A 16922-nucleotide genomic window follows, 5' to 3' on the forward strand; every position below is an offset into this window, starting at 1 on the left:
TTACTATCCTCAGCTTGATTTGTTTAAAACAGTACTACTATGAAAGCTTTTTATTAAACTATTGTAGGTTTGAAAGAAAGTTAAGATTTGAATAGATTTTCAAGTGTAAATAAAAGTATAACTATCAATAAGCCCTTGCAGTGAAAATATTAATAATCATTTCTTTAATGAATTTTTAAACGTCGAGACAAGTATTTGTTCCGAATCATTTTTAATTGAAATATATCTTTTTCATCTAATTCCTTCAACACTATCCCATCCACATAATCAACTATCTTTTCGAGCTTCTCGTTATTTCTAAACATTAAATCTAATTTTTCAACATCATACTCATCAATTTTTTTATAAGGCATGCTTAGTGACTTAAATTCACTTGGTACTAATTCACAAACGCCACCACCGTAAAAACGCCCCTGATATTCACAAAGAGTAATAGTTAAAGAATTATAAAAACAAAAAGCAATGGAAGAAGCATCAAAATTTTTGTTCAGTCTTATGTTATATGCAATATCTGTAGTGTAAACTCCAGCTTTATTAACAATAATCCTAGGCAACTGATTATATCTTTTAAAAAACATCAAATCCCCGTATTTAATAATAGGTACGTCATACCAACGTTTTCTTTTAGCGCACTTATATCTTAGATTAAACCCTTGATCAATACCAGTTAATAAATATGCTTTTAATTCTTTGCTGAAATTTGAGTAGTCAATACTATTTAAATTTAACATAGAAGTATTTTTATTATTGTCAACTGCACTTTCAAAGTCTCTTTTTGTTAGTATTAGTATACTGTTGATGGTTGTGCTTTTTTGTATTATGGGAATAGTATTCTCTTTACTTTTCAATTTTTCTGTAAGTAATTTATTAATAATAAAAAAATTATTTGCTCCAGTAACGATCCCTGGTGATATGTGCCCAAACTCTGCCACTTTTATATATTTATTAGATAATTTTACTAATAACTCAATTTCATTATCATTAAGTATTGCGTTTGACCACTTTTTTAATGGCTTATTTCTTTTAATTTCACTCTCTTCAATAGGATGAAAGTCATCAATACTTTTTACAGTAGTATATCTTACGATTGGTTCTTTATCCTTTTGTTCATTGCTCATATAAACTAAACAAACATCTTGTTGAATTTCAGGAAAGACACTCTCTTGGAATGTAGTTATATGAATAAAATTGAACATTTCTTCAAGAAATGTTCTTAATTTTTCCGCATAATGAACTTGTAAGAATTCAAATGGCAGAACAAAAAAAATAGCCCCTTTCGACTTATCCAACAATTTCAATGCACCTAAGACAAAAGATACCCATGTATTCTGAAACAATTCTTCTGATAAAGACCAATGTCTTATAGTTTTTAAGTTTATTTCTCTTTCCTCTACAGACAAATTTTTTTTTGCTATATATGGCGGGTTTCCTATTATTAAATCATATTGTTTATCACATTCCATTGCATACTTCATAAAATTATCACAAATTAATTCTGATGAACCTAGCTTTTTATCTTTAAGGATATTTATTTTTTGCTGATCTATCTCAACTGCGTCAATAGACAATTCTTTATATTTTACTAATTCCTCTAAAAACCTTCCATCTCCAACTGACGGCTCTAATATTTCATTTACCACATTTTTTTTTATAGCGTAGTCACACATGTACTTAACTAGAGGTTTAGGAGTATAAAAAGATCCTGTCTTCTTTTGATCCATTTTACTCTCCTATTCCTAACAAATACTCTAAAAGACCATCAAGCTCTTCCTGAATGCTCATAAATAGTTCTAACTCTTGTATCTTAAGGTTGCTTTTTCTTTTAATTTGATATAATGTTTCTTTTCTTTTATTTAGTTCCATACACTTCCATACTATATCTGTTGGCCGAAGATCAAACTTAAAGACTTGATGCATGTACTTACCAACCTCAGTATAATGTTCTATTGATCCTATTGAATTTCTACCTAAATGGTTATCAAATTCTTCTGATGTTGGATCAATAAAACCTCGTATACCATCATGACACAAGTTTTTATTTTCAGTTGGCCACTTTTTACTTTTTTTCCTGTTACAAGTAAAACAAGAAAAGACAAGATTATTATAATCAGTTTCTCTGTCGATATCTGTAGATACAGGTACAAAGTGGTCAATTTCAAAGCCCTTTCTAGAAACCACCATATGTTTTCCACAATATCCACATAGTTGAGAAAAATCCTCCTTGAGAGATTCTCGATACTTAGAATAATGATTTTCTACAGGAAAGTCTTTCCTTCTCTTTATTTTTATTTCCCCATGGACTCTATATCTAGTAGCTGTCTCCATAACCCTACTCCCTATTTATGTCGATAAACCGATCTAATTTTGCCATTAGATTATCAACTTTTTTATGCACCTCTGTTTTTAATAACTCTGTTGAAATATCATCAACTTCTCCATAAGATTTCAAAATTTTATACAGATGCAAAAAAGTTTCCTCATCTTCAGAATTTATAATATCGGATTCTCTTTTCCGAAATAATGTTTCATACTCTGATAAATGAATTTCCAATCGATTACGGAATACAAATACTGCTTGTTTTATGATATCACAAATTTCACTAATATCATCACTAGACATAATATTTCGATCCAAAATCAGGTTCTTAACGACTAAATTCTCATCTTTAGAATCCTCTGGATAATTTGTCAATATTAAACAAGGTAAATCAGGGAGCTTACTATTAATATAGGCAACAACTTTAGTTCCATGAAACGCATATTTTGCAGTTAACTTATGATCAACAATTAGACACTCTATTGAATTTAAAAGGATCCACTCAACTATGTCATTCAATTCTCTCCAGTTATCCAAATAATGCAAATCAATGTCTTTCCTACGTAATCTTTTCCTATAGTCTTTGTATGCTTCGGAATCATCATCTACAAATCCAACTTTAAACAATTAGATTCCTCCTGTCATAAAGTTTTCACTTTTCCTTTTAGTCTTATTTTAATAAAAAAGCCTGTTTGACTAGATATATTCTGCGATAAATCGACTTCTCCATTATATTCACTAACAGTTTTGTCAATTATCCACATTCCCATTCCAGTTCCTATCTTTTCACCCAACTCATTAAATTTATCTGTTTCGTGTGGTTTTAATATTTCTCTTGGATTATTTTTATATCCTGCACTTAAACCTGCCCCTGTATCAGAATATTCAATCATAACGCTCGAACTCGACTGATATACCTTTATGTTTATCTCTTTATTCTTTACATTTATGCTTTCAAAAGAAGTAATACTATTAGTAATTAGATTATTAAATAAAATTTCTAGTTCATAAGGAAAGCACTTGAATTTTATTTCTTCTATGCTTAAGTTTACACGGATCCCTTTATTACTGGCTACATCATTCCATGAAGAAACAAGACCCTGTAATAATTGTTGAAGATCAATTTCTTTCATTGTTCTCTTATCTCGCCTTACAGATTCAATTGTTACTTTAAACCAAGAATTAAATGAATTTTTTATTTCACTTGCTTCATTTATATACCCAATTGCTTCATTTTTATCATCATCTAATTCCAGTGCCTCTTTTGCCATGACAATTTTCATGCTTAGTTTATGTGTGGAATCTTTAATTTCATGTATGTAAGTGTTTGTAACAATACCTGTCGTTGCCAAGGCTCTTAATAATCGGTTTTCATCTTCTAAATCCCGAATTATGTTCTCCTTATCTTGAATGACGGTCTTTGCTTTTGTAGCCTCTATTAATTGGGGAATAAACTGGCTGCCTGGTTTGTTCTCCTTACTTTGATTGTCATCATTATTCTCCTTTTTCTGGTTTTTTTCATCATGGTTAGCTTTTGTAAATATCTCATGTTCATATTGAGCAGTATAATGGGTTTTCTCATGATACTTATTTAGTAATCTCATTACATATTGACGATCTTCTTCGAATAATTTAATGATTCCTAGAAGTATCTCTCTAAAGTTTCGAAATTCTGGTGTTTCTACAATTCCTTCTCTGTTTGCTTGGTCTGGCATAGAAATGTTTGTTCTTGAAATATATATTGATCCCAACATCTGATCAGAATTGACTCTCCACTGTCCATTACTTGCAATAGCTGCTGGTGATTTTGCTTTCCTATTTGATAACAATAACCAATCATAATTTGAAGTCTTTGGCTCTCCATATGGACGAATTCTAAAGTTATCTCTATACATCTTTATTCCGCCGAAGGTCTCTTTGTAATCCATTCTTCCTGAAAAATCTTTATAATAGTATTTTTCCTTATCAATTCTAGTTGCAGAGAGTTTAGAAAAATAAAGAACTCCAGAAAATTCCCCAATGTTATTAATAAAAGAGAGATTTTTACTAGGCATCAATTCATGTAAGGTCTTATACTGAATAATTGGTGTACCTGAAAAATATTCCTTATCTTTTGAAGAAAAACCTGCCTCTCTTATTATTTGTTCAAGGTTATCATTGAAATCAAATTCATCTCTATGTATTTTGATAACAACTTTCCCATCAGAACTTGCTTCAAACTGTAACTTGTAATCATATGAAAACAATCCATCATTTAAACTCACTCTTGCTTCTTCTATGCTAGTATTTTCGGTAAAAAAATAAACTTTAAAGATATTTTCAATTTCAGGTGGAATTAGTGTTGCAAGATTATTCTTTATTCTCTCAACTAAATCCAAAGACCATTCTTCCCTCAATGCACTTAATTTGAAAATTGTACCGGTATTTTTGAATTCACGTGAGAACAGTTCTCTTATTTGCTGATTTTTTATATCCTTAACAAAGTCATTAATCTCATAATCAACTTCATCTAATTCTGCGTATATTTCAGTAATCCTACTACCTGATTCAAAATCACTCCAATTTACATTCCATTCTATTTTTGAGCCCTTTGTTTCTGTAAACATTTTACATTCATCCGAAATTCGATCTAATGCAAAGCGTCCTATACCTTTAGCACCCGTTTGAATTCTTCCCTTTTCTGATCTGTAATTTATTACTTTTGAAGAATTTCCTATAGTCATCCAATGTTCCTCAATTATATCTTTTGTCATTCCTTGCCCATTATCGGCAATATAAAGATTTTTAGTGGAGTTTTCATAATATAAGATACAATGTGAGGCATCTGCATCGTAAGTGTTTTTAACTAATTCAAGTACTGCCCCCTCTAACTTTGAGACATTCTCTCTCCCGATTAATCTAGCTGTATAAGCGTGCACATTAAAATTTACCTTTGGCAATGTCCTTCCCCCCAATTCTACACTTGCCATTTTAAAACTAAAGAATAAATCTTCATATTTTAGTCTATGACTTATTTTTAAACTAACAAAAGCTATTCAATTTAATTATAGCAGTTATAGTCCAAATCAAAACGACAATATACATATTTTCCCTTGAGAACAATCTTATCAGCCATTTAACGCTTTTAACTAATTATGTTTTCCATACAGTTGGTTTAAATGTTCTAAAGCTGTGATGAGAAATCCTACCGGAATTTCCATAGCCCCCTCTTAAAACTATACCTCTACAATAGACTCTATTTATTGTGTATTTAATAACTTTTTCAACAGATTTTCTGCTTTATGATAGACATTCTTCCTACTATGTTTTATTTTTTTCACAGTAACTCCTTTAGTTTCAATATATGTAATTATTTCCTTCAGCCAAGTACCGTTCTTATCCACTAAGCTCATTAGCGCATTTTGAATAATGGATGTCCAATCCACATTACTCTTTGTAGATAATATCAATATTGATAAAGAGCGATTCTCTCGCTCAATTTCCAAAACTCTGTAGCGCTTCCCATTAAATAATTCAACTATTGCAACTATGTATTTACGATTAGTAATTTCGTCTTCTAAGTAACTAAATTTTTTCTTTTCCCTACCTCTAGGTAATAAACCTGAAGCTACATTGACCGCTTTAATCTCTCGAAAACTTTCTAGAATCTTAAGAATATTTATGAAATCACTTAATTCACCTTGTGCTTCTATTTCATATAGCGATCTGTTTTCAATTCCTCTTGCAACTTTACTTCCTCCAACATCAGAAGTAGCTCTACGCCCTTTATCATCAATAAAGTATTTCTTTGTATTTTCATCTTCTCGCATTCGTTGTTTTTTAGAATTAGTTTTTATGTTTGTCACCTTGGGAAGCTTTACATATTCATGAATTTGAGTGTTCATTTCGATTATATCAAAATTTTCTGTTGTTCCTTCGACCTCTTCATCCAATTCTATTTTGGATTCATTAGTTTCTGTATTCGGTTTTATATAGAAGGCGTATCTCTTAGTTTCTCCTGACTTTTCATATTGTAGGTTTGCTGGATGAGTAAAAGAAATTTCGTTATAAGGAATTATTTTACCTTTTACATTCTAAATTCGAAGAATTGTTCCACCACCGGAACTTGTTTTAACCACTGCTTTAATGTTAATAGGTTGCTTAAATATCCAGTCAAACTTTAATATACCTGTATTTATAAATGTAAACGCAACATCCTCAAATACTTTTCTTATATCTGGATTTGTTAATAGCCATACAAGTTGATACAAAAAGGTACCTTTTGTATATTTGCGATGGTACTGTAACGAGAAGTCTAGATGGAGTTTATTCGTTTCATAATACTCAATAAAGTACTGTGGGAAAGAATTTGCCTCGAATAGACGATAGAGTAAAAAACGATTAGGTGCTAAGATACTGCGAACCACCTCAATGAGTGGTAGGATGTACTTTTTATCGTTATATGAAACGGTAAAGCTACGAGAAATATCTTTATCATTCGTACCGAAAATACTCCATTCTCTCTCAGAAAAAGTGACATTATTCGAAGAAATTGTAATATCTACTTCTTCAGTATCAGTTGATGCAGTACTTTTATTAATATCACCATTAATATAATAATGCTGAATAGCTAGTGCCGGTAGTGTCCCCCAATCAAGTAGAATCTTCTTGGTTCGTCCATTAGCTCGGAAATAAGCGTGTATCATGATTTTCTTATCTTTAGAAAATGGAGCACTAATCCAAGTTAATTGCGCTTTCTCTCCAATCTTAAATGGCCAATTATTCAATTTAACCTGTTGTTGTTTGTTCATCTTTTTTCACAACCTGTTTCTCCTGTAAATATAATTCCAATTGGGGTCTTATTTTATGAAAATGATTCGATTTAACTGCTGCTATTAGTTGTATTCTCCATAAATGTACTTGTTCATTTTCTAATATCATTTGGTCGATCACTCTACAGCAACGTCGAATTTGATACCGCTCTACAGATTCAGTTATTTCTTCTAACAATTTCTTTGTATTTGGCAACTTCTCTAAATGTTTCTCTAAATTGGCAAGTATGCCTAGTCTGTTCCCTAATACTGATATAGTTATACGGACTGTATTTTCTTCCTTCAATAGTTTCTTATAAAGCTTCTTTATACACTTAACATAATCTTTATCTCGTTTTTCCCAATCCACCTTTTTAGTGGGCTGATGTTTCCTCTTATAGTTTGGTAAGTTTTCCATAAGCCATTGTTTGTCATGACGGTATAGAAAAATATATTGCTTCTTTATTTTTTCTCGTAACGCTTTTCTTGATAAATATGGATTCTTTTTTATTTCATCAAGGATTTCATTCTTATACTGTTGAAGTTGAAATTTATTTATTTCATAGCCCGCTTTATTTATTTCTATTTTTTCTGTTAAATACTTTTTCACCGTTATAGAATCAGCACCCAATTTCCTAGCGATTTCCCTCATACTAAAGTTTTGTCTAGCTAACTCTTCAAGTTTTGCTTGCCACACTTCTCCAAATGCTTTTTTTCGTCCTATTCTGTATTGATCTCTTACTGAGTTATCTGGACCTTTTCTAGCGTAAACAAAACCACAAGAACATCTAAATGTACCTATAGGTAATTTTGTTTTAAAATCCCTAGTAATTTCTACTGTATGAATAACTCTTTGTTTATAATGTAATGCAGCTTGATTCAAGCATGGAAATGGTCCAACTCCAAATGGCCCTGCATCAGTTTTAAAATCTATAAGATCATCTACATCTAATTCTAGGAAATAAAGCATTAACAAGTGTCTAAATGGATGCACATGCCGTTTTAAATTACGAGTAATAACCTTCAGCCAGTTATACTCTTTCTCCATATCCAATGCACATTCATGATGCTCTAAAAATCCTTTTGGAAAGGTACTTAGAAAAACTTGATACAATTCTTTTTGCCTTATTCGACTAGAAACTGTAACCAAATTCATTTTACGTAGAATAGCCCGATATTTTAGGGTTATTTCCTCACGTGAAATTTGGTTTAATGGCATGGATAATAATTTATAGGCTTGCTTAGCTAGATAAATGGATATCTCTTCATAACGATTACCTTCATAGATTGGAGAAAGATTCATTTTATCTATTTCAAAACGAACATATTCAATACGGCTAGTAGTTCCACTTTCGTATTTTCGTAGCTGAAGCTCATGATGCGGACAATAATTTATTCCCTGTAACTGATGTTCTCGATGAATATAAGGCTCACCATTTTGATTTAGATCTTCTTTTACACATTCTACACAATATTGCAAACCATCTTTTTTGCAAATGCTTCCAGCCACCATACCGAGTCTTGTATAAAGACCTTGTCCATCTCCCGCAATATCTTGCAAAATTCCTTCTTGACGTTCTTTTGAAAGGAATGACGAATAGTAAGGATAAATTGTATAGTTCGCTAAAATACTTTCAACAGAGTAATTAGAACCCAATTGTTCAGCTAATTTAGAGAAGTGACTGCCAATCTCCTCACTCGGAATCACCGAACGATTTTTAAATAATTCATCTAACGTGTCTTTGTAATCTATATTGCCACTATAAAAGTGGTAACGAGCAATTGCTGAATATATCAATTCATTTAGATATGGGTTAGTAAAGAACGGTAGCATCCAAAAGGTCCTCCTAGTTGTAATCGCCTTACTTCTATAATGTCGATTAAACTAGGTTTTTAGACGCCTCATGACTTAGCTTCTAATTTATGTTATAGAATTCTTGTAATGGATCTTTAATAAACCCTTTTAATTTTAGCAGATCATATGAGTGCTGCTTTTTTTCAACTGCTCTTTCTCTTAATGTTAATAGTGGTAATAATTCTCCTTGTTTTAGCTTTGGTTCTTTTATTTCTTGCTTTTGTTGGTTCAGAGTAATTGCTCGTTTAATTGAATCTGCTTTTAGCCCATTGAAATTCGCATCGATTGGACTATTTTCTACAATTTTAGTTATTATTTTCTTAAGGTCATTGACTTGCAAGTTGTTAAAAATACCTAAGGATGCAACCTCAACAGTTAAATTTTCAATAGTATCTTGTCGTCTATATTCCAAGGTATTTTGTCTTTCTTTCATTGCTTCTTTGATTTTTCCTTCGTACTCTATATTTTGCTTATGGTTGATCATAAGATCATCTAGATTAATCATAATATCCTCATACTTGTACATTGCTTTTAAGTCGTTTTTACGAATTGCATTGAGCATAGGTTGAAGAATCTTCATATCCTCTTTTGCTGTCTTTTTCAAAACGTTTGAAGTAATTCTTTCTTCTTCATTTGATTCATCAAATAAAGCACGCTCCTGAGCTAAAATAAACAAATTTACAGCAACTGAAGTTATACCCTGACATTCCTCATAAAAAGTCTTTTTCACTTCTTCTGTAAGTTCTGAGCGCTTTTTAAGACATTGTAATTCCCATAAAGTTTCTAAAAAGAAGTCCCATTCCTCACTATTCTCAGCCATACGATCCCAAATAATTGCTCCATCACTGGCTGCACGGCGAGCTTGTCGGAAATTCCCTTTAAATAGTTGCTGTGCTTTTGAAGTACCAATTAGTACTGTTGGGATACCTACTGTATTTGATAACGTAACAAAGAAATTCAGCATTTCTTCTTGGTCGTTTTTGGAATGTAAAAGGTGCTGAATTTCATCGATAACAAGCACACCGATACCGTACATACTCGCTAATGAAGTCATATGTAATAGCATTGTTGATGTTACACGATTCAGATAGCCGTATTTTTCTAAGTATCGAGTTCCTAATAAATCATCAATTGCTTTGAAAAAGCTTTTACAAAGTGTTGATAAACTACCATCATATGGACAATCGATTTTTAACCAAACAATTTGTGTTCGGTTAAAAGGCTGACCTTCATACGTCTCATGCTTAACGACTTGAGGATACATAAGTAACAATCGTTCAATTGCCGTTGTCTTACCGATACCAGAGATACCAATAATAGATAAACTATCTGCTGTAGAACGAATATAATTCAAGCGCTCATCAATGTATTTATGGGAATCTTCTTCTTCGCGCAATTTATGTAATTCTCGAATACGTTCTAAAAACGTTTTATCTAAAGGATTTCGAGCTAAGTAACCTCTACGAATGAGAGTGGATAGTCTCCGTTCTACATCAAAGTGAATTGGCAGAGGCTGAATAAAATTTTTTATGCGTTTCAGCACGTGATATCGGATATTTTTTTCACTTTGCTTTTCTTGCAGTGTAATTCGTGGTGTTACCAAGAATCGCTCTAACACATTATCTTCATCGAAAATTGGCGGTAGAGCTTCAATGAATGGATTTTTACTATACTCTGATAAAGCTTGTTCCTTATATGTTGCCCCCTCAAAATCACCTTTAAGGACAAGATTATTGGTCTTTTCCAAACTTCTCATCTCGCTTCTTCCGTAATTTATCCAATAAGCGTGAGTTTGACTTTTGAGTATCTGATGGTGCAACTTCTTTTTTTGTGAGTTCAATTACTTGTGCAGGTTGTATTTTTGGTTTCTCAGCTATATCAAACATTTCTTCTTCCCTATTTATCAGCTTTTCTGCTTTTCTATTCACTCGAATATCTTTTAGCTTCTCAGACTTACTAATTGGCTCAACTGATGCTTCTTTTTTCTGTTTGACCGCTTGCTTAATAATTGATTCTATTGCAGCATCTGAATTGACTGTACTTTCAACTTGCTTAATAGCTTCCTGCTTTTTTGTTTCTTGTAACAGCTGCTGATAAAACTCGATTTCCTCTAAAGAATCTCCACTATATTGCTCACTTGTATCTAACAAATAACATGTATCAAAATTTTGTCCGTCTTTATGCGGAACATAGATTCGATACATCGAACGAGGATCATACAATACCTCAATACTTTGGTTTTTCATCTTTAAATACCATTGCTCAGTTAGTGCCTTATCAGAGCCGTATGCTAACCCTTTAAACTTAATACCTGCTCTTGTGATACGTGCTTTACCCTTAGGCAATAAATTTAATCGCAATATATCTTGATTACTTACTGTTTGAAGACGACCCTTTTTATTAGCAATGCCCCAATTCCATAAATTAATTGGGGTTGCTGTTAATTGATCTGCAATCATTTCTTTTTCCAGTGAATACTTTTCAATGATTTTCTGATTATGATGTAGCACAAGGTGTATAACGATTTTAGTAAACTCCTCTAAGTTTAAACTAGCATCTAAGCGATAATCTCGGTCGCCTCGCTCACGATATTCTTTTTGAATAGCACCCGGAGCTTTTCGTTTTATTTTGCCATTGATTGTACGGAATTGTCGCTCAATAATTCCTTTTAAATCGCCTCGATATGGAGACGTATTTTCGATTTTCACATTAAAATTATTGATTAATCTTTCTACGGAATAGCCTTCAAATTCACCTCTGTCCGCAATAATAATCTCTGGCAAGTGATGCGAAGGCCACTGTGATTCATCTATTTCTATACCATATGTCGCACAAAACGTTACTTTATCCGCTACCATATTGTCTAAAGCCATCATGGCACCTATCCATGAAGGACCTTCCAAACCAATATAAACACCTGTAATCAAGCGTGAATATACATCAATTACTCCATAAACAACTGGGCGTCCTATAATTAAATTCCGATTAAATGAACTTACCAAGTATACGTCAGCAATCGTTGCATCAATCTGAAATCGTGTTCCTGGTCCATCTGTTTCTAAAGCTGAATGACTTAATATTGGTCGATGATTTAATTCGAACTCTTTTTGGCTATTGCGCAACTGAAAATCAAGTTTTGGGTCCTCTAATTTCTTGAACCAGTAGTAAAACTGATGATATGTAGGAATTCTAGAATCATCCCAAATCTTATATTTAATCTGGTTACCCTCATAATATTTGTCTGAGTAAAATTCTCTTAACATATATTCATAGGTATTGGTTAAAGATAACTGCTCCTTTTTGCGATAATATTTTTTCACTACATAATCAAACTGCTTTTTCACATCTTCCGTAATGTTAATTCCTTGCTCTGTTGACGTATACAACCTAGGACGTCCAACTTTAGAGTTCGTCGATAATTGTCTTTCCTTACCTTTTCCACCTGAATACATATAATCAGGAAGAAGTGCGTTCTTATTTAAACCACGCTGCCAAAAGCGAGTAAAAATCCGTTTTACCTTAATTTTAGCGATGCTGTTCTGCCGTGCAATTTGTTCAAATATCGCATCCCGTTCTTTTTTGTTAAGCAACTCATCCTTAAATGTGTTCCAACCTTCAGAAACAATTTGCCAGTCCTCATCACGCTTTTGAATTTGCTTTTCTGTTAAATCCGTATCTACATAACTTTTCAAATATGGATCAGGGATTGGTATAAGCAAACCAGTCTGAACTTCAATTTCTAAATCTGACAAAATAGATTTCTTAGGCATCGATGTATCTCCGTATAGGTCAACAAGATAGGCAATTGATTCTTCAATAGTGATAACACGAATTAGATTTTTTTCCTCTTTATCTATATATTGATAAACTTGATTGTAAAAAATCATATCGCTCTCACCTTAATAGAAAAGTCTTTTCGCACTGCTTTAATTTGTTGAATTTTATTTAAAACTAATTTATCTAGTAGATCCACTTCAATTGCTTTCGTTGCGATTAAATGCTTGAATAGCGAAAGACCACAACCGATAACCATCCCAAAATCTAATTCAAATCCTTTAGCGAGATGTTTAACTGTTTTATCCTCGGCCAACAATTTACTAATAAAATAAGTACTCATATCTTCTATATCGCTTGCTGTCACTTCTTCAAATCCTTCAATAGTAGAGAGATCCCAATAGCCATGAAAAAAAGCAATATTATGTGCCATTTCCTTGGGTATTTCTAACTCTGTGACAATTCCCCAATTTATATCTTGTCTTTCCCAATAAACACGTTCAATTTCAAACTTCTCCAGTGTACGCTCATTCATTAATTCATCTTTGTACTTCAAAGTTCGAGCTAAATATTGATGTTGCTGATTATTAATTGTTACTAGAAAATCAGTTGTCATCACAATTGGCTCACCTGTTTTAGGATCAGTTGGGTGCCTAATACCTAGTTCATCTGCAATGACAATCGTTTCCTCAATCGGCAATAATGGGAATTGTTCACGTATATCAATTACAGCATCGGAGTATTCCAGTAAATAAAAATAGTTTCGTTCCAAGTCTGAGAGGAATTCGAATTGTCTTGGTATTTTTAAGCCTTTTAATCGAGTTGCTCGTCCTAAAGAAGGTACATCTTGTATCGTAATCCATGGTTTGTAATCAACCCCTATCCCTTGTCCACGACCATCTTTAAGCCTTTTATCAATAGATAATGAACGTTTGCGTTTAGACATAAGAACCCTCCAAATTGGTTTTCTTAAAAATTAACTAAACCATTTTCAACAATTCTAGAAAAATCACGTGGCAGTATGCCCTCAATATTTAGTTCTAATTGTTGTATACCAATTGGTTCAAAGTATTGTTCACAGTAGTAATTGTGATATTGTGCTACCCACTCATATTTAGCATAAAGCTTTGCTTCATTGCTAAATTGTTTTAACTTTTCTTCAACAATTACTTTATGTTTTTTTAATTGTTCAACATAGATATCCAAATCCTCTTCACTTCTATCACTACAATTAAAGTTTTCATGCAAGCCATATAAATAGTTAATAAAACAACTTCCATCACCGTCTTTTAATAAATGAGAAAACTGTGGCGCTAACGTTAGTGGTGAATAATAATTTAGATGTTTAACTACCATTTTAACCATGTTGTCACTTAAAATAATTCTAGGATTACTTGCTTTATTGCATTCTAGATCGTGTGCTTCGATTAACGCTGGTCCATATGCAAAATCATCATCACCATAATAATCTCCTAAAGCTATACCACCACGTAAGAAATACCCATTTAACGTCATCTCTAATTGATAATCGATAAACGACATAAACAAACTTCCTGATTGTCCTCCGCCATCTTGAAACTTTGGATATGCTAAAATGACATTGTCAGTAAATGTTTTAAAATGACCATATGGGTTCATCTCTCTCATTGACGCATATTGTTTTGTAAGAATTTTATGAAGATCTTTAAGTAACTGATTTCCAAACTGTAGGTTAGGTGTGTTTATAATTAAACTTGAAAAACCTAAAATATCAGTAAAACAAACTATCGATTCTAATAGCCTGGGGGTTTGGGGATTATATTTAGGCAACATTCTGATTCCACCTTTTTCAAATAATAAAAAATAACCTCTTATGGATATCATAGCCATAGAGGTTATTTTTAATCAATCTTTTTTATAAATAATCAATCTTTATTTCAAATGATCGAACTTTGTTTTAAATGATCAATCTTTTTTTCAAAGCAACACAATTTTCTTTTTATCTATCTAAGCTTATTCAACCGTCACGGATTTGGCCAAGTTGCGTGGCTTATCAACATCACAGCCGCGATGTAAGGCGGTGTAGTAAGCCAGGAGCTGTAATGGGATGACGGAAACAAGTGGTGTGAGTAAATCGTTAACTTCGGGCAATACAAGCTGATCATCTTCTGATTCGAGACCTTCCATGCTGACAATGAGGGCTTTAGCTCCGCGGGCAACGACTTCTTTCACGTTGCTGCGGATGGCTCCATTAACATGAGATTGTGTGGCAATCGCAATAACCGGTGTATCCTTTTCAATTAAAGCGATCGTTCCATGTTTTAATTCCCCGCCGGCAAAGCCTTCCGCTTGCACATAGGAAATTTCCTTTAATTTAAGAGCCGCCTCTAAGCAGACATAATAGTCAACCGCTCTTCCGATGTAGAAGGCATTTCGAGTCGTTTGAAGATAATTGGTTGCTAGGGCTTCGATCTTTTCTTTCTCGTCCACAAGAGTTTGCATGGCGTTCGCCACAATGCTTAATTCTTGTGTCAGATCCATCTTGACCTCGAGTCCTCGCTCAACAGCGGCATCGGCTGCCGTAATAGCAAGTACCGCAATTTGCGCTGTATAAGCCTTTGTCGAGGCTACGGCAATCTCTGGACCTGCATAAAGAAGTAAAGTATGATCGGCTTCACGGGATAAGGTTGAGCCTGGCACGTTTGTTACAGTTAGCGTCTTAAAGCCAAGCTTTTTAACATGAACAAGCACTGCACGACTGTCGGCCGTTTCTCCGCTTTGAGAAATAAAGATGAACAGCGGCTTTTTCGAAACCAATGGCATATTATAAGAAAATTCACTTGCAATATGCACTTCTGTTGGAATACCGGCAATGTGTTCAAATAATTGCTTACCAACAAGACCTGCATGGTAGCTTGTTCCCGCTGCAATGATATAAAGACGATCGGCTTCCTTAATGGCTTGACGAACAGAATCTTCTACCTTTATCACGCCATCTTCATCGCGGTACTCCGAAATAATACGGCGGACAACGGCTGGCTGTTCATCGATTTCTTTCAGCATATAGTTCGGATAAGTGCCCTTTTCAATGTCCGAAGCATCGAGCTCTGCCGTAAATGGCTTGCGTTCAACAACGGTGCCGTCAAGCTTCTTAATTCTGCAGAAATCGCGCGTGACAAGAACAATTTCCTGGTCCATTAATTCAACGAACTGATTCGTCACCTGAAGCATGGCCATGGCATCACTTGCGACAACATTAAAGCCTTCACCTAGACCGACTAGCAGTGGGCTTTTATTCTTACCGACATAAATCACATCAGAGTTGTCAGCATCTAACATAGCAATCGCATAAGAGCCGTGAAGCTGCTCTAAAGTAGAGCGGAAAGCCTCTTCCACGCTTTTGCCGCCTTGGACCTTCTTCTCAATGAGCTTTACAACCACTTCGGTATCCGTTTCGCTCACAAAATCGACATCTGAAAGCTCTGCCTTCTTTAATTGTTCATAGTTTTCAATAACCCCATTATGAACTAAAGTAAACCGCTCAGAGGCGCTTTGGTGAGGATGTGCATTCAAACGGCTTGGTTCACCGTGTGTTGCCCATCGCGTATGACCGATCCCAATGGTTCCATTAGCTGTTTCATCCAGAAGCTCTTCCAATGCAGCGATACGGCCTTTTTCCTTAAACACGTGTACACCATTCGTATTTAATAAAGCAATCCCTGCTGAGTCATAGCCGCGATATTCTAATTTTCGAAGCCCTTCAATTAAAATCTCAGTTGCATTTCTTTGCCCAATATATCCTACGATACCGCACATTTGGTCTTCCCCCTAATCATGTAGGGTAAGAACCGTGGGGGCTTCTTACCCCACTTGTTTTATAATGTTTGGCTTACCGCCCTGTTCTTGTGCAAAGAGTCACCCCTCTGTTTTGAAACAGGTGCTTTCGGGTGTAAGCATTCCCGAGAGGCATCCGCCGAAAAAATTCGATTCTCCTCTTCCTCGTCAACTACTCGACCTTCCGTCAGTAGTTCAGGCGCTTTTGTATGAATGGATTTAGCTACGCCCACCTTTCTCTATTTAACTCACGTGAACGATTAAATGTTACTGGTTCTTCTAAGAAAAGTCAATGAAAATAAAATAGATGTGCTGAATTAGCCACAAGCTATTTCGTTCTCTCTATTTATATGGCGCATGCAGAGAAAACGTT

12 protein-coding genes are annotated in these 16922 nt (G+C 33.8%); all 12 read right to left on the reverse strand.

From position 1 onward, the window contains the following. Positions 1–164: 164 nt before the first annotated feature. The 12 genes from PU629_RS21345 to glmS all read right to left on the reverse strand — a co-directional run bounded on the left by PU629_RS21345 (position 165) and on the right by glmS (position 16531). Positions 165–1721, reverse strand: coding sequence for an Eco57I restriction-modification methylase domain-containing protein (locus tag PU629_RS21345; RefSeq protein ID WP_275282030.1), 1557 nt, complete (start codon positions 1719–1721; stop codon positions 165–167). Between the two features lies 1 nt (position 1722). Then, a complete protein-coding gene (locus tag PU629_RS21350; protein WP_275282031.1) occupies positions 1723–2325 on the reverse strand; it encodes an HNH endonuclease in 603 nt (200 codons plus the stop codon). Positions 2326–2329: 4 nt separating this feature from the next. Then, positions 2330–2944 carry a hypothetical protein gene (locus PU629_RS21355; RefSeq protein ID WP_275282032.1) on the reverse strand — a complete coding sequence of 205 codons (615 nt, stop codon included), beginning with the start codon at positions 2942–2944 and terminating at the stop codon, positions 2330–2332. 14 nt (positions 2945–2958) lie between these two features. Then, positions 2959–5256: a sensor histidine kinase gene (locus PU629_RS21360; protein ID WP_275282033.1), complete on the reverse strand. Its 2298-nt coding sequence runs from the start codon at positions 5254–5256 to the stop codon at positions 2959–2961. Between the two features lie 300 nt (positions 5257–5556). Then, the gene (locus tag PU629_RS21365; RefSeq protein WP_275282034.1) at positions 5557–6249 is read right to left on the reverse strand and encodes a Tn7-like element transposition protein TnsE; all 693 of its coding nucleotides are present in this window, start codon (positions 6247–6249) and stop codon (positions 5557–5559) included. Positions 6250–6390: 141 nt separating this feature from the next. Then, positions 6391–7107 carry a hypothetical protein gene (locus PU629_RS21370; RefSeq protein ID WP_275282035.1) on the reverse strand — a complete coding sequence of 239 codons (717 nt, stop codon included), beginning with the start codon at positions 7105–7107 and terminating at the stop codon, positions 6391–6393. Continuing rightward, on the reverse strand, positions 7085–8941 hold the full coding sequence (locus PU629_RS21375; protein ID WP_275282036.1) for a TnsD family Tn7-like transposition protein: 1857 nt from the start codon (positions 8939–8941) through the stop codon (positions 7085–7087). Before PU629_RS21375 ends, PU629_RS21370 begins: the two co-directional genes overlap by 23 nt. A gap of 82 nt (positions 8942–9023) precedes the next feature. Beyond that, entirely contained in the window at positions 9024–10718 is a 1695-nt protein-coding gene (locus tag PU629_RS21380; RefSeq protein WP_275282037.1) for an ATP-binding protein, read from the reverse strand. Beyond that, the gene (locus PU629_RS21385; RefSeq protein ID WP_275282038.1) at positions 10693–12849 is read right to left on the reverse strand and encodes a transposase; all 2157 of its coding nucleotides are present in this window, start codon (positions 12847–12849) and stop codon (positions 10693–10695) included. The genes PU629_RS21380 and PU629_RS21385 overlap by 26 nt, the downstream gene beginning before the upstream one ends. After that, the gene (locus PU629_RS21390; protein ID WP_275282039.1) at positions 12846–13682 is read right to left on the reverse strand and encodes a TnsA endonuclease N-terminal domain-containing protein; all 837 of its coding nucleotides are present in this window, start codon (positions 13680–13682) and stop codon (positions 12846–12848) included. The genes PU629_RS21385 and PU629_RS21390 overlap by 4 nt, the downstream gene beginning before the upstream one ends. 23 nt (positions 13683–13705) lie before the next feature. Next, entirely contained in the window at positions 13706–14548 is an 843-nt protein-coding gene (locus tag PU629_RS21395) for a hypothetical protein (protein WP_275282040.1), read from the reverse strand. A 180-nt stretch (positions 14549–14728) separates the two neighbouring features. Then, positions 14729–16531: a glutamine--fructose-6-phosphate transaminase (isomerizing) gene (glmS, locus tag PU629_RS21400; protein ID WP_275282041.1), complete on the reverse strand. Its 1803-nt coding sequence runs from the start codon at positions 16529–16531 to the stop codon at positions 14729–14731. Positions 16532–16922: the final 391 nt, after the last annotated feature.

Source organism: Pullulanibacillus sp. KACC 23026 (genome assembly GCF_029094525.1).
Classification (GTDB): domain Bacteria; phylum Bacillota; class Bacilli; order Bacillales; family Sporolactobacillaceae; genus KACC-23026.